The following is a 15,362-nucleotide window of genomic DNA, read 5'->3' as shown; positions in this document are numbered from 1 at the left end:
ACTTTTATTCTTCAGTTTTTTGCCCACATCACTGCCCAAGGAGTAGGGAAGGAACGCCATTCCCATACTGCCAGAAGTTGATCCAGGTGTCCTAATCCATGTAGTAAGGGTGGTAGATTAATATTCCGTCCCTGATGGGTGACAAAGGTAATATTATGGGTAGCCCGAAACCGCTCAATAATTAGTTGAGAGACATTAGGCGCAAAGCCCTCATGTAGTTCCACGATCATATCCATTTTCGCTAAATCTGGTGCCTTGGCTGGGTCTAAGAGATGAGCTTCCCCACCTTCAATGTCACATAAAACCAGGGTTTTATAATTAGCAAAACTCTGAAACTCTTCTGGTTGGAGTGTACCACCAATCACAATGCGATCGCTGACTCCATTCTTCTCTGCTAATTGACGACAAACGGGATGGGCATTTTGATTAGTATCGTAAGCAAAAACTTTGACCTGGGGCATTAGCCGTGCTAAACCTACTGCATAATATCCTTCTGCTGCTCCTACATTGATAATCACTTCATAGGGGCGTTGGCTCACTTCTTGGAAATAAGGTTGCAATTCTACTTCATAGCACCCCAGTAGTTTGGGAATGTAACACCCTTCTGCACAATTGGGGAGAAACTCCATGCCTTGAAACAGACCTTGTTGTACAGTTAGTCCGTATTGTTGAATCAGGGTATTTTGCAATAAGTGGGAGCGATGTTTTGCCAAGATTCGCAAGGCGTTGTTCAAACTTTCAACGGAAGGGGTATTTTTATCCAGTAGTTGCTTTAGCTGTTCAGTAATAACTTGGTGTAAATTCATAAATACTTCAGAATCCCAGGAGTGATAAATTTACACTATATGGGTATATATCCAACAGCTTGATCAAAGCGCAACATTTCTAAACTGCGATCGCCATATACCCCCTCAATTTGCTGACGACAGCAGTCAATGGCAAAATCGTTCAATTCTTCTGGTTCAATTCCATACATGTCCTGAAATGTCTCTACTTCCACACGACAGAATCGAGGACGTTGATCATAAATGCGACATTCTCTGGAAATATGGTCAAAATTAATACACCATCCATCCTCACCCACCATACTCAGATAAAGTCCTAATTCCTCTGGTAAAAGATACTCTTCCAAATCTGGACGGTCTGCGGGATCAAGATGGCAGCAAGCGCCACATTGTTTTACACATTGCCAAGTAGCCATTTTTACACCCTTCTATTAACTTCCTGTCATTTTATAGCATTTCACGAACAGGGAAACCTATCGTCACTGATTCTATCCATTTGTCTAACACTTGAGAAATCTCCAGATATAAAATATGCAGTTTGCAAAAACCTTTGAGAAATGTGCGGATGGAATGTCTAAAATATACAAATTTATACACTTGATAAAATTGAGTTTTTTAATTTCTAATTAATTTTAGCTATCTCTATTATCTTGACATAGACCGTTTCTTTCTTTTTTCAAAGTTTCTTCTAAGGCTTGAATTTGCTCCCTTCGAGCTTCTAATTCTAGGGTACGACGCGCTAAGTCTTGATTTTGTAATGTCAAATTTTGCCGCCACTGTTCTGCCCGTTCTGTTTCTTCTTGTAAAAAGTCAGGAGTAATACCTGTAGAAAGATAGGTTTTGACTAGATAAAGTACCCAATTGGTAGCATCTTCAATTTTTTCGATTTCTCCTGTGGCAGATAATTCTAGTAATACTAATAAATTATCGCTCATGGTGTTGCCTTTACCCAGAAGAATCAAACTTTCTTCTGTAATTAACACCCAAAGATGTTCTTCTTCTTGACGAGCTAATAGACGCAATTCATATTGATCTAAAAAGTCGTTTTTACGTACCTGGGCGAGATATAACATTGTGGCTTCGCTCCAAATAGAAAATTAAGTATTAAAAGTTAAAAAATTATCTATAGCAGGGGACAGATGACAGGTGACAGGTGACAGTGCTACAAGCCTTTTTGTGTCTAAGTTTTAGTTGTAGTTAATGTCCTAACTGTCTTGTCTACAGCTATAAATTGAAAATGGGTAAGTGGGAATAGATGGTTTTCCCATTACCCATGGGGTTTATGCTAAACTACGCAAGCGATCGCGCAAAATCTCCGCTTGTTTTTCCGCTTCCGCTAAGGTATCTCTCACCCCTTGCACGACATCAGCAGGGGCTTTATCGACAAAGTTAGAATTACTTAATCTCCCACTCAGGGATTTAGCTTCCGCTTCCACTTTACTGAGACTTTTCTCTAGCTTGGCCCGGAGAGCATCAATATCGACTACACCCTGTAAAGGTATCACTACCTGAATAGTACCTACAACACCAGCAATGGAATTTTCTTTTTCCTGGGTCGGTGTTGGTAGCGGTGCTGATTGTGGTTCTATTTCTACTTTCTGCTCATTTTTTGGCGGAAACCACTTACCAAAAAACTGTTTTCTTGATGCTGGTGTGAGCAAGTTCCGGGCAGTAAACCAACCTGCATAAACCAGACCAACTGTTTCAAAGAAAGTTCCCACAATGGGTAAACGCAAGCCAGCATTGCCGATAATGATCCCTATTCTCAGGGCAATAAGTCCACCAATAATTAATCCAAAGGTCTTTAAACCGCCCCAGATATTTTTCTTAGTAACTGGTTGAGTTGGTTGGGTTGATTGAGTTGGTTCAGGCTGGATTTTTTCTTCAGGTGAAGTGGCAGTAATGGTTAAGGTTTCCACTTTGGCTAAGTCTTGAATATAGGACTTACCAGCAGTGATAATTAATCTTTCTTTTTCACTTTCACTTTGCAAATTAGCGGTAATTTTTACCCCTGGTTTCACATCTGCCTCAGCCCGTAAGTTGCGAATAGTACGGATTGTATTAATTAACAAATCAAATTGTTCTTCTAATCCTGTATCAATGAGACTTTCTGCAACTTCTGGATAAGCTTGTAAAGCGAGAGTTTCTTTACCTGATTCTGGTTGTTGGGTGAGAGTTTGCCAAATTTCTTCCGTAATATGGGGCATGAAAGGATGGAGTAACTTTAAGATTCCTTCCAGCACTGTAGCGAGAATTTGTTGGGCAACTTTTCGAGAGGCGGGGTCTGCATCTTTTTGCAATCTGGATTTAACTAATTCAATGTACCAGTCGCAGAAATCGCCCCAAATAAATTCGTAAAGTCCTTTGGCTGCTTCTCCTAACCCATAATTATCAATGTAATTATTGGTTTGTTTAATGACTTGATGATAACGGGAAATAATCCATTTATCACTCAATTCTGTGGCGATTGGTTGACCTAATTGGGCTGGAGTTTGTCCATCCAAATTCATCATCACGAACCGGGCCGCATTCCACAGTTTATTAGCAAAGTTGCGGGCAGCTTCTACTGAAGATGATTCGTCTTTTTTCCGGTCATATTCGAGGCGGATATCTTGACCAGCCCCTGCAACTTCCTTCACCAACGTATAGCGCAGGGCATCAGTTCCATATTTAGCAATCAGTAACAATGGGTCAATACCATTATTAGCTGATTTTGACATTTTCTTATTATTTTCGTCCCTGACTAAACCGTGAATATAAACAGTTTTGAAGGGCATTTGTCCGGTGAAATGACCTGCCATCATGGTCATTCTGGCAACCCAGAAAAAGATAATGTCAAAGCCTGTAACTAAGGTGGTGGTGGGGTAGTAAGTAGTTAAATCTGGGGTTTGTTCTGGCCAGCCTAAGGTAGAGAAGGGCCACAAACCAGAGGAAAACCAAGTATCTAAAACATCGGGGTCTTGTTCTAACTGCACATCTGCCCCGAATTGGGCTTGAGCTTTTTCTAAGGCTTCGGCTGCTGTACGGGCGACAAAATGGGGTGTTGCGTCGGTAATTTCCCCATTAGTTTCGCTGACAGCATACCAAGCGGGAATTTGATGACCCCACCATAATTGACGAGAAATACACCAGTCACGCAGATTTACTAACCAATCGCGATAAACTTTCGTCCAGCGTTGGGGGACAAATTCGGGGGAGTTGTTGTGATCAAGAAAATCTAGGGTTTTGTCAGCGAGGGGACGAATTTTCACGAACCACTGGGTAGACAGGAGGGGTTCAACGGGGACTTTACCGCGATCGCTATAAGGTACTGTATGTTTATATTCCTCTACTTTTACCAATACCCCATCAGCTTCCAGACGCGCGACCACATTTTTTCTAGCCACAAAGCGGTCTTGTCCTTGAAATTCACCCCCATTGTCATTGATGGTGCCGTCTTTATTCATGATATTGATAAAGGGCAGATCGTGACGTTTACCCATTTCAAAATCATTGGGGTCGTGGGCTGGAGTTACCTTCACACAACCTGTACCAAAGGTGGGGTCAACTAATTCGTCACCAATAATGGGAATTTCCCGATTCATAATTGGTAATGTCAATGTTTTACCAATTAGATGTTGATATCTTTCATCATTGGGGTTAACAGCTACTGCGGTATCACCCAACATGGTTTCTGGTCGAGTCGTTGCCACTTCTACATAACCAGAACCATCAGATAACGGATAACGGAAATGCCAGAGATTGCCATTAACTTCCTTGGGTTCTACTTCCAAATCAGATACCGCAGACTGGGAAGCTGGACACCAGTTAACCAAATAGTTACCGCGATAAATTAGCCCTTCTTCATAGAGACGAATAAATGCTTCTAAAACAGCCTTTGATAAACCTTCATCTAAGGTAAAGCGTTCCCGTGACCAATCTACGGATACTCCTAACCGCCGTAATTGATTCACAATAGTTCCCCCGGACTCTGCTTTCCACTGCCAAGCCCGTTCTAGAAATTTTTCCCGTCCCAGGTCGTTGCGAGTTTTACCCTCGGCTTTGAGTTGCTTTTCTAGGATGGTTTGCACGGCAATGCTGGCATGGTCTGTTCCCGGTAGCCAGAGGGTATTACGTCCTTTCATCCGTTGATAACGTACCAGGGAATCAATTAACGCACTTTCAAAGGCATGACCCATGTGCAAACTGCCTGTGACATTGGGGGGTGGAATCACAACGCAGTAGGGTTCACCCTTGTGGTTAGGGTCAGCTTTGTAAACTTGATTTTCTTCCCAGAATTGTTGCCACTTAGCTTCAGTGGTAAAGGGATCATAAATACTAGGGAGATTCGGTATAGTTGCGGTCATGCTGGGAAAATAAAGTGTGGTTTGACTCTAATAAATTTTGCCACAGGGTTTGGAAGGGGATTTAATCAAATCAAATTTCCCCTTTACCTACAACAAGGTAATACTTAACGTTGACATAGTTTGTTGTAGGCGTAAATCCTCTCACAAAGACACAACATTCAAAATGAAGAAAGATTGTGTCTGAACCAACTGCTGCACTTAGGTGAGTATGATTTTAGCAAATGGTAATCACACTTTTCTTGCTCTTGCTGCTGATTTAAATCATGGCTAATGAATAACCAAGTATTTTTTAAGCCCACAAGAAGACAATTAAAATGGTTAAGTATCATGGTTTTAGTGGCAACTATCTCTTCAGTCACTAGTGTTGTGATTGCTGCTAAGTTTTTCCGTTACTCCAATTCTCAACTCAATTCTTTGCCTACTTCTCCCATAGCTAATAAAAATTCTGTATCTGCTTTGGGGCGTTTGGCCCCCCAAGGAGAAGTGATTCACTTATCTGCACCTGCTTTTATGGAAGGGGCAAGAGTAGAAAAGTTATTGGTAAAATTGGGATATCAAGTCAAGGCAGGACAAGTAATTGCCATTTTAGACAGTCGCGATCGCTTGCAAGCTTCTGTAAACCGCAGTATCAAACAAATGAAGGTAGCCCAAGCTCAACTTGTACAGGTCAAAGCTGGTGCTAAAAAAGGAACTCTCCAGGCTCAATTTGCGACTATCCAACAAATTCAAGCTGAATTATCAGGTCAAATGGCAACCCAAACAGCTAGTATTGACCGCTTAAAAACAGAGTTACAAAATGCTCAAGCTGAGTGCAGACGGTATCAAAACTTATATAGAAATGGGGCTATTTCGGCTTTTGAGCATGACAATCGGTGTTTAGGGGCAAAAACTATCAATCAGCAATTACAAGCTGCTCAATTTAATCTCCACCGCACACGCACCACTTTAAATCAACAATTGCGGGAAGCCAAAGCCACTTTCGAGGAAATTGCTGAAGTGCGACCTACAGATGTAGCTGTAGCCCAAGCCCAACTAGAAGAAGCCATGAGTAATGTGGTGCAGTCCCAAGCAAATCTCTATTTAGCCTATGTGCGATCGCCCCAAGCTGGACAAGTGTTAAAAATTCATACTTACCCTGGAGAACTGGTCAGTAGTCGTGGCATTGTGGAAATTGGGCAAACGCAACAAATGTATGCGATCGCTGAAGTTTATGAAACTGATATTAATCAAGTTGATTTGGGACAATCAGCAGTAGTTACAGCCGCAGGATTTCCACACAAGTTAGGGGGAGTTGTAGACGAAATTGGTTTACAAATTGGTAAAAAAGATGTGCTGGGCACCGACCCCGCTGCTGATGTTGATGCTAGAGTTGTGGAAGTAAAAATCCGCTTAAATCATGCAGATAGTCGTCTAGTTTCCCGACTAACTAATTTAAAGGTCAATATTATTATTAATACAGGGAATTCTCCTTAGCTGAAAATCAGGTTTGTACTCACGCTATGCAAGATGATTTTTAAAATACCAATTGCTTGGCTACAACTTAAATATGAAAAAAATCGATTATTAGTAGGGATTGCCGGGATTAGTTTTGCTGTAGTGCTGATGTTTATGCAGCTTGGCTTTCGGTCTGCATTGTTTGATAGTGCGGTGAGGCTACATACCAGTTTACAGGGAGATATTTTTTTAATTAGTCCTCGTTCTACTTCCTTAATTGCGATGCTAAGTTTTTCTTCCCGACGTTTATATCAAACTTTAGCTTTTCCAGAAGTAGAATTTGTCACTCCCATTTATTTAGGCTTTGCTCAGTGGAAAAATCCTCAAAATCCCATTTATTGGCGGAATATTCATATCATTGGCTTTGAAATAAAGTATCCAGTATTTGACCTAGTGGGATTACAACTTTATCAACAAAATTTGCAAAATCCTGATGTAGTGTTGTTTGATAAAAATTCCCGTCCAGAATTCGGAGAAGTAGCACAGTCATTTCATCAATATGGATTAGTCCAGACAGAAATAGATAACCGTGCTACAGGTATTCGCGCTATTAGCACCATTGGCTTATTTGAGTTAGGGACTTCCTTTGGTGTCGATGGCAATTTGATGACTAGTGATGTGAATTTCTTGAGAATTTTCTCTCAACGCCAGTCAAATGAAATTGATTTAGGCATGATTAAAGTTAAACCAGGCACAAACATTGATTTATTCAAACAAAAAATTCAAAAATATTTGCCTGATGATGTGCGAGTGTTTTCTAAGTTAGAATTAATTGAATTTGAAAAAGCCTATTGGATGAATAGTACAGCCATTGGCTTTATTTTTGATTTGGGTGTAGGGATGGGCTTAATAGTAGGAATAGTTTTTGTGTATCAAATTCTCTATACTAATGTGTCAGATAATCTTTCCGAATATGCAACATTAAAAGCTATTGGTTATACTCAAAGATATCTCATCAACCATATTTTAAAACAAGCTTTAATATTAGCATTTTTTGGCTATATACCAGGATTATTCATTGCTTCAATTTTATATAAAATCGCCAGAGGTGCAACTTTATTACCTATTAAAATGGAGTCTACGCGCTCCGGTTTGATTTTAATTTTAACCTTTGTTATGTGTTTTATCTCTGGGGCGATCGCTCTCAATAAATTGCGCGCTGTTGATCCAGCCGATATTTTTGATTGACCCTAACGCGCATTACAAAATTTGCGATCGCTATCATGTTCTGGATGTTGCCAAGAGTAAGCAAAATGACTGACTCCTGAGATTTGTGAAGAAAACTGTTTGAGTGCTTGCATTTGCGTTTCTAGGGAAGGGCGATTACTCATAGGTTCTCCCCATTTCCCTGCTAAAGCTGGAATAACCTGCGTCCCTGGTTTAGCTGTACTCAACACCCGTTGCACTTGCGCTGCAATACAATTAGCATTACCGCAAGTTGCGTAGGACATGGGATGCCATTCTAAAGTATTGGGAAAGCGATCCCAAGGTTGCAAACGAGAATCATAACCCTGTCCAAAGGTCTGGTTTCCTTCTGGGAAAAACACCACTCCAGAGGGAATACGTTGTTGTTGGGCTGGATAACTAGCAATAGCGACAAAATCTAAAATACCTTGCATGGCATGAGCAACAGCCAAGAACCATAACTCTGTTTGCAAAATTGGTTGTTTCTGGGTGGGAGTTAAAAGTGATTTCTCGCTGGGGACAATGCGACCTTGCCACAGTGGTTCATCTTCTTGGGGATAAAGTTTATCAACTTCAACAATGTCACCCGCAGTGATATATCCTTTGCGGATAAAACGCTGAATTAACTCTAATCCTTTACTATTTTGAGCGCGTCGGAATAAAGCTTCCTGACTTGCGGGGGTAAATAGCCATAAATCTGAAACTTTTGTAGCGATGGAATCAGTACCAGATTGACGGGGAAAACGCACATAGTCAAACAAAATGCCATCAGGACGACGACGTACTACTTCCTGCACCATCAGGTAGTAGTCGGTTTTGGCTTGGTTATTGTAGGGGTCAATAAAGACTTGTGCCCCATCATCGACAACATATAGGCTAGTTTGACCTTTACCATTGCGAGCGATCGCTTGTTCTCTATCTTGGCGTTGTGCGTAGGTATAGCCAAAATTAATAGTAAACATCCACGCATACACTTTCAACCCCCGTTCTCGACCTTTTTGAATTGTGGTTGCCAGTAAGTCTACTTTTTCTGCACCAGGAGTGCGAATGACAGAGGGCCAAGGTGTACGATTATTAGCTACTGGTAGCAAAACCTGTCCATCGTAAAAGACCTCTAAATAAACTTGGTTGTAGCCTTTATTGACAATATGATCGAGAATTTTATCAACTGCTCCCGGTTGAACATCACAGGGATATAACCGCAACCAAATACCTTGATTTTGAGGCCAGGTTTGCCGACGACAAACTTCTAATTGCTGGGCATGTTGTTGTAAAAGTTTTTGATAGCGATTTTCTGCATCTTGATTGCCTCTGAGTGCAGATAATCTTAAATTTTCTTTTTCTTGAATTACTGATGAAGATAATTGGCAATAATCCATTGTTTGCGCTATTACTCTTTGATTTCCAGTTCCAGGAATCACTAAACTGCTCACAAGAGTTACAGCTAATATTTTTCGCCAAAATAATATAGTTTTTTTCAACTGCCAAAAATTTACAAACATATCAATGGGTAGATTTTATAGCAATTAGGGTTTGCTGAGTCAGTATATTTATTTGTATTTATGTTATGCAAACTAGATTTTTTGTTAAATATAGCTATAGATAATGCGGTTAGGGCATCAACTAAAACTAAAACTGAGAAATCCAAAGATTTTTAGCACTGTCACCTGTCACCTGTCACCTGTCACCTGTCACCTGTTCCCTGTCACCTATCTCCTACTATATGTCAATAAAAAGCAGGCTGTGCCTGCCAGAAGATTCGCAATCTCAAGAATTAAGAAGTCAGAAATCAAAATTGAATTTCTCAACTTCAAAAATTCTGCATTTTCACAATTAAACTGAGATGAGAATTAAGCACCGCGTTTGAGTGCTGCCTCTACTTGCTGTAATTCTTTCTCTAGACGATTTTTTAGTTTTTCTGGAACAGGGCGATTGGGATAAGAACTGTAATGTCCAGCCAAGGAATTGAGGGCTGTGCGGATAGTTGTAAAAGAGCCAAGACCAGAAACAGAATTATTCCGTTGGTAGCGAGCAGAAAAGTCATTAATTTTTTGTCGCGCTTCTGCTTGCACTGCTGCTTTATCGGGAGAATCAGGAGATACTTCCAGAGCTTGTCTGATGGTATTCACTAGACTCAAGGTATCTTGGCGATAATCTCCTGTTAAACCGTCTGGACTACCACTACAACCCATTAAGCCGATGGCTACGACCAAAACCAAGGCTAGCAGACGCGACCAATAGCGCTTCATATTCATATTTCAAAAAAGAAGTAAATCAAAGTCCATCCTATCTTGGATTGGTATACAGGGGATCACACTAGGGAGTGTGATGTGATTGGCTGATAGAGGGTATCTCTTTGGTGATATGGTCGTTTTAGAGTAGCGATCGCTTGTTGCAGGGTTTCTACTTCCATACATGTACCACCCACCGCACCAGCCATATTGGTAATGTGTTCTTCCATCAAGGTGCCACCAATATCATTACAACCCCACTCTAAGGCTGTTATCGCCCCTTCTAGCCCCAGTTTCACCCAACTGGGTTGATGGTTAGCTATCCAATTGCCTAAAAAAATCCGTGCTACCGCAGTGAGTAACAGTGCATCTGCTAATACTGGTTGGTCTCTTCCCACTCGACGACGTAAAGGTTTGGGGGCTTCTTGTCCCACGAAGGGTAATAAAATAAATTCTGTGATTCGTCCCGAATATCCTTTTTCTAGGGCTTGTTGTTGGAGCGATCGCAATTTAACTAAATGGTCAATTTGTTGTGCTGGCGTTTCAATATGCCCTGACAACATGGTGCTAGTTGTTGGCAAGCCTAATTTATGGGCTGTCCCCACAATTTCCAACCAAGTCCCAGTGTTGATTTTTTCTGGACAAAGTATTTTCCTCACTTCATCATCTAACACTTCGGCTGCTGTGCCCGGCATAGAACCCAAACCAGCATCCCTTAAAGCCTCTATCACCTGACCATAGGAAATACCATCCATTCTGGCGATAAATTGCACTTCCTGGGGTGAAAAGGCGTGGAGATGGATGTGGGGAAATTCCTGTTTTATTGTTTCTACTAACTTCAGATAGTAGGTCAGCGACCGTCCATGAATTTGGGCTTGGGGATTTAACCCCCCCTGCATACAGATTTCCGTCGCTCCCCTGTTGACTGCATCTGTAGTTTTTTCGAGAATCTGTGCCCAATCTAACCAATAAGCTTGTTGATCGCCATCATCCCGCCGGAATGCACAAAAACTACAATGCTGCTCACAAATGTTAGTAAAATTAATATTGCGATTAATCACATAGGTGACAGTATCACCGACTTGTTGCTGACGCAGTTGGTCGGCTGTAGCTTTAATTGTAGCGATCGCTTCTGGGTCTGTTTGTTGTAGCAACACTACACCCTCAGCCGGAGATAAATCGTAACCGACCAGTGCCCGCTCAAGAATTTTATCCACTACTTGCGTCATCCGATTTGGGATTAGATATTTTTGGATTGAGGCTATTTGTGCCTATCGTTGAAATTGATAACTTATTACTATTTTAATTTTCGCAGCAAATCTTAAACTTCATTCACACCAAAACTGATCTAAAAAATAAAGAGATTTGGCCAATCTAGGACATGAGGTGATAATGGCAGTAGATAGCTTGACAATCTCTGAGCTAAAGCTACGGATATTGCTGTTGTCATTTCTCCACTCCCATCCCCTACAACCTAGATAATCTGCACCTCCCCCAGCAATTACCTGTGGCTGAAGAGATGCGATAATCTCAACATATTGTTACAATACTTAACAACATTAAACTGACAGTGGCTTCTTCATGATGGTTAAGACACTTCCCCCTTCCGAAAAAATTCCTGTAGACAGTCGCGGAGGCGAATTGTCAGTGATTGAAGTAGTACCAACTAAAAATGTGGTGACAGAGTCGCCAGATAGAACAGCATTTGCTCATCGAGTCATAGACACGGCCGCAGTTGAACCGGAGACAATTCTTTACGACCCCATAGAAATCCAAGTTCAATACAGCAATAAACCTCTACAAGTGTTGAACCGGATTTTAACGGTTTTGCGTCCAACCCTGGCTTTTGTTTTGGGGATTTGGTGGGATAGTAAACGGGGAATCGTGGTTAAAAATGACCGTCGCCGAGCCATCCAATTGCGGGAATTACTGACAAAGTTAGGGCCAGCATATATCAAAATTGGTCAAGCACTGTCCACTCGTCCAGATTTAGTTCCTCCTCTGTATTTAGAAGAATTAGCCAGACTGCAAGACCAGTTACCAGCTTTCCCCAATGAAATCGCCTATCAATTCATTGAGGAAGAATTGGGAGCAACACCAGAGGAAATTTACGCGGAATTGTCTCCCCAACCCATCGCAGCGGCTTCCTTGGGACAGGTATATAAAGGAAGGTTAAAAACAGGGGAAGAAGTCGCTGTTAAGGTACAACGCCCGGATTTACGGGAGATTATCACTATAGATTTATATATTTTGCGTCGCTTGGCTGCCTGGGTACAGCGCAGTGTTAAACGGGTACGCAGTGATTTAGTCGGGATTTTAGATGAATTAGGCGATCGCATTTTTGAAGAAATGGATTATATCCATGAGGGTGAGAATGCAGAACGCTTTTTTAAATTATACGGTCATATTCAGGATATATACGTACCAAAAATTTATTGGGAATATACAAACCGTCGTGTTTTGACGATGGAATGGATTAACGGGGTGAAATTAACCCAACCGAAAGAAATTAACGCCTTGGGTATCAATGCCAGGTATTTAATTGAGGTGGGTGTGCAATGTTCCCTACGTCAATTACTAGAACATGGCTTTTTCCACGCTGACCCCCACCCTGGTAATTTGCTAGCTACCTTTGACGGGAAATTAGCCTATCTCGACTTTGGGATGATGAGCGAAATTAAACCACCCCAACGATATGGTTTAATAGAGGCGATCGTTCATGTTGTTAACCGGGACTTTGATTCTTTAGCCCAGGACTACGTTAAATTAGAGTTTCTCTCACCAGAAACTGACCTGACACCAATTATTCCTGCCTTTGCAAAAGTATTTGCTAATGCTCAAGGTGCAAGTGTTGCTGAACTGAATATTAAAAGCATCACCGATGAACTCTCAGCATTAATGTACGAATATCCCTTCAGAGTTCCGCCATACTACGCTTTAATTATTCGTTCTCTTGTCACCTTAGAAGGAATTGCTATCTATATAGATCCCAATTTCAAAGTTCTCAGTGAAGCTTATCCCTACGTTTCTAAACGACTACTCACCGACCCAGCCGATGAATTAAGAACATCATTAAAAGATTTACTGTTTAAAGATGGGAAATTCCGTTGGAATCGCTTAGAAAACTTATTAAAAAATGCTCGTAATAGTCAAGATTACGACTTTAATTTAGTTGTGAATCAAGGAGTCGAATTTTTAACTTCTGAACGGGGTGCATTTATTAGAGACAAACTAGTAGATGAATTTTTCAACGGCATAGATGCTGTGAGCAGAAACACCTTGCATAACTTCACCTCTCTACTCCGAGAAAGAGTTGGCATCACAGCCGTCAATGAAGTTGCCGCAGCCACAGTTGAACAACAACAAACCTTGGAATATATCCAAAGAATTGTGGGAATTTTGCGGGAAACTAGAGGTTTTGATGCTACTAAAATAGCGCCTCAATTAGCTCAAATCATTGTTAATCCTGGAGTACAACGTTTAGGTCAACAAATTGCTAATCGAGTCGTCCAAAAAGCCATTACTCGCATTATTCGGCAAATTTTAACCGAACCAATAGAGGTGAAGTAACCTGATAAATTTTTAAATAGGAGTTACAGAAGTTCAGAAGTATGCCTACGGCACGCTGCGCGAACAGAAGTTACAGAAGTTCAGATACGTAGGTTGGGTTGAACAGAGTGAAACCCAACACTTCAAAAGATTGTGGATGTTGGATTATGCCTACTACACCCTACACGTCGTCCCTCAAACACCAGTTGCTACAACTGGGGAAACCCCGCAACGCAAAGGTCTCCAACCTACATCTGTAACAATCATTTTTCAAATGAGTATAACTTTATGACCAAAAATCAGTAACTTCATACCCCAAATCTGCTAACATCTGCCGCAGTAGAGGTAAACTCAAACCAATTACGTTACTGTGGCAACCCTCGATTTTTTCCACAAACAAACTGCCAAACCCTTCTAAGGCAAAAGCACCAGCACATTTCAGGGGTTCATCTGTAGCTACATAGGCAGAAATAGCGCGATCGCTCATCTTAGCAAAATATACCCTCGTTACTTGACACTTGACAACAGAGCGATTTTGTATGGTATCAATCAAGATATGGCCAGTATATAAATCACCAACATTATCTTGCATTAATTGCCAACGAGCGATCGCTTCATCAGCATTGGCAGGTTTACCATAAATCTCACCATTAATCGCCAAAACCGAATCACAACCCATAATCAAAGCAGAGGGAAATTGTGATATCACAGTTTCTGCCTTACACTTAGCCAAAGTTTGTACTAAATTACCAGGTTCAGTCAATGGAATTTGCGACTCATCAAAATCACTGGGGCAAACTATCGGTTCTATCCCCACGGTTTGCAATAACCGACGACGCGCAGGAGAAGCAGAAGCAAGTACAAAAGGTGGAATTGTCATAGTAGATGATGATAAAAGAATTGGTAATTGTTGTTGCTGACCAATTACCAATAACCAATTACTAATTAATAGACAGTAAAAGAATTCACTGATTCATCAATTAATCGTCGGAGTTTCGACCAACGTTTTTCTGGCACTGACGCATTAAAAGTAAAAAGCTTGCCACGACTCACAGCCACACTAGCAATGTTGTGTCTTTGCTGTTTTTGGGGAAGTGTGACCAGGTATTCTAAGAGGTAATAGATTTTTCCATCAGTTTCCTTCTGGGCTGCATTAACTAATTCCGCAGACCGTCCTGAACCTTCTGGTGCTAAAGCGACTTTTCCTAATTTATATCCAATTTCTGTTGGTGTTCCCAATTCTGTCAAAGTCTTACCGGCAGAAACAGGACTAATGACCACAGAAACGTTTTCAGAAATTTCAATTAAATCATGGAAAACCACATCAGGGCCGTTAGCAACTTTCACTTGCACCCAGCCATTAGGATATGAAAACTGATAGCCATCACCAGTATCTACAAAACTTTTGAGTCCAGCCGCAGATGCTTCACTAGGGTGACTGAGGCTGAAACTGAATACCAACAGTAAGATTAACGCAATTCGTTTCCACATTGAACAAAATTCCTTTCGGCTGGAAGCAATATCAGACAAGGATTATTACAAATTTTTATTTTCCCATTAATGTGGTACGTTTTAGGCTATGGAGACGATATTGATTATCCGGTGCTGAACATTTTTCAGTAAGTATGTTGGTTGTGAGGTGAATTGCACCAATCAAATCTACTGCTAGGTCAATTTTTTAGCAATTAATCAATCAAAATCTGCTACCGAATGACATATTTTCCGAAATTGAGACTTTAATTTTCCAAGCTTTTCGCCAGATTTATTCTCTA

The 15,362-nt window shown here is 41.0% G+C and carries 12 protein-coding genes; 3 read left to right on the top strand and 9 right to left on the bottom strand.

Translation table 11 applies throughout. From position 1 onward, the window contains the following. Nucleotides 1-11: 11 nt before the first annotated feature. The 4 genes from H6G73_RS04215 to H6G73_RS04200 form a co-directional block, all read right to left on the bottom strand. A complete protein-coding gene (locus H6G73_RS04215) occupies nt 12-806 on the bottom strand; it encodes a hypothetical protein (protein WP_190601703.1) in 795 nt (264 codons plus the stop codon). A gap of 35 nt (nt 807-841) precedes the next feature. Then, on the bottom strand, nt 842-1,201 hold the full coding sequence (locus tag H6G73_RS04210) for a YkgJ family cysteine cluster protein (protein ID WP_190601702.1): 360 nt from the start codon (nt 1,199-1,201) through the stop codon (nt 842-844). A gap of 216 nt (nt 1,202-1,417) precedes the next feature. Beyond that, nucleotides 1,418-1,858 (bottom strand): hypothetical protein, encoded by a 441-nt coding sequence (locus tag H6G73_RS04205; protein WP_190601701.1) that lies wholly within the window; start codon nt 1,856-1,858, stop codon nt 1,418-1,420. A 207-nt stretch (nt 1,859-2,065) separates the two neighbouring features. Beyond that, a complete protein-coding gene (locus tag H6G73_RS04200) occupies nt 2,066-5,131 on the bottom strand; it encodes a valine--tRNA ligase (RefSeq protein WP_190601700.1) in 3,066 nt (1,021 codons plus the stop codon). A gap of 270 nt (nt 5,132-5,401) precedes the next feature. Between H6G73_RS04200 and H6G73_RS04195 the strand changes: the two genes are divergently transcribed. Together H6G73_RS04195 and devC are read left to right on the top strand one after the other, a co-directional pair. Continuing rightward, a complete protein-coding gene (locus tag H6G73_RS04195) occupies nt 5,402-6,604 on the top strand; it encodes an ABC exporter membrane fusion protein (protein ID WP_190601699.1) in 1,203 nt (400 codons plus the stop codon). Nucleotides 6,605-6,637: 33 nt separating this feature from the next. Next, entirely contained in the window at nt 6,638-7,813 is a 1,176-nt protein-coding gene (devC, locus tag H6G73_RS04190) for an ABC transporter permease DevC (RefSeq protein WP_190601698.1), read from the top strand. Nucleotides 7,814-7,815: 2 nt separating this feature from the next. Here the strand turns inward: devC and H6G73_RS04185 are convergent, their stop codons facing one another. From H6G73_RS04185 to cofH, 3 genes are all read right to left on the bottom strand, one after another. Then, nucleotides 7,816-9,312 (bottom strand): family 10 glycosylhydrolase, encoded by a 1,497-nt coding sequence (locus tag H6G73_RS04185; protein WP_190601697.1) that lies wholly within the window; start codon nt 9,310-9,312, stop codon nt 7,816-7,818. A gap of 348 nt (nt 9,313-9,660) precedes the next feature. Then, the gene (psb27, locus tag H6G73_RS04180; protein WP_190601696.1) at nt 9,661-10,065 is read right to left on the bottom strand and encodes a photosystem II protein Psb27; all 405 of its coding nucleotides are present in this window, start codon (nt 10,063-10,065) and stop codon (nt 9,661-9,663) included. A 56-nt stretch (nt 10,066-10,121) separates the two neighbouring features. Then, nucleotides 10,122-11,270, bottom strand: coding sequence for a 7,8-didemethyl-8-hydroxy-5-deazariboflavin synthase subunit CofH (gene cofH / locus H6G73_RS04175; RefSeq protein WP_190601695.1), 1,149 nt, complete (start codon nt 11,268-11,270; stop codon nt 10,122-10,124). 352 nt (nt 11,271-11,622) lie between these two features. Between cofH and H6G73_RS04170 the strand changes: the two genes are divergently transcribed. After that, nucleotides 11,623-13,611, top strand: a complete 1,989-nt coding sequence (locus tag H6G73_RS04170) for an ABC1 kinase family protein (protein ID WP_190601694.1) — start codon at nt 11,623-11,625, stop codon at nt 13,609-13,611. A gap of 265 nt (nt 13,612-13,876) precedes the next feature. Here H6G73_RS04170 and H6G73_RS04165 read toward each other — a convergent pair whose 3' ends face one another. After that, nucleotides 13,877-14,470 (bottom strand): Maf family protein, encoded by a 594-nt coding sequence (locus H6G73_RS04165; RefSeq protein ID WP_190601693.1) that lies wholly within the window; start codon nt 14,468-14,470, stop codon nt 13,877-13,879. Between the two features lie 65 nt (nt 14,471-14,535). Next, nucleotides 14,536-15,081, bottom strand: a complete 546-nt coding sequence (gene psbP / locus H6G73_RS04160; protein ID WP_190601692.1) for a photosystem II reaction center PsbP — start codon at nt 15,079-15,081, stop codon at nt 14,536-14,538. Nucleotides 15,082-15,362: the final 281 nt, after the last annotated feature.

Origin of the sequence: Richelia sinica FACHB-800, assembly GCF_014698825.1 — a bacterium.
Lineage (GTDB): Bacteria > Cyanobacteriota > Cyanobacteriia > Cyanobacteriales > Nostocaceae > FACHB-800.
This window is presented reverse-complemented; position numbering and strand designations above follow the sequence as displayed.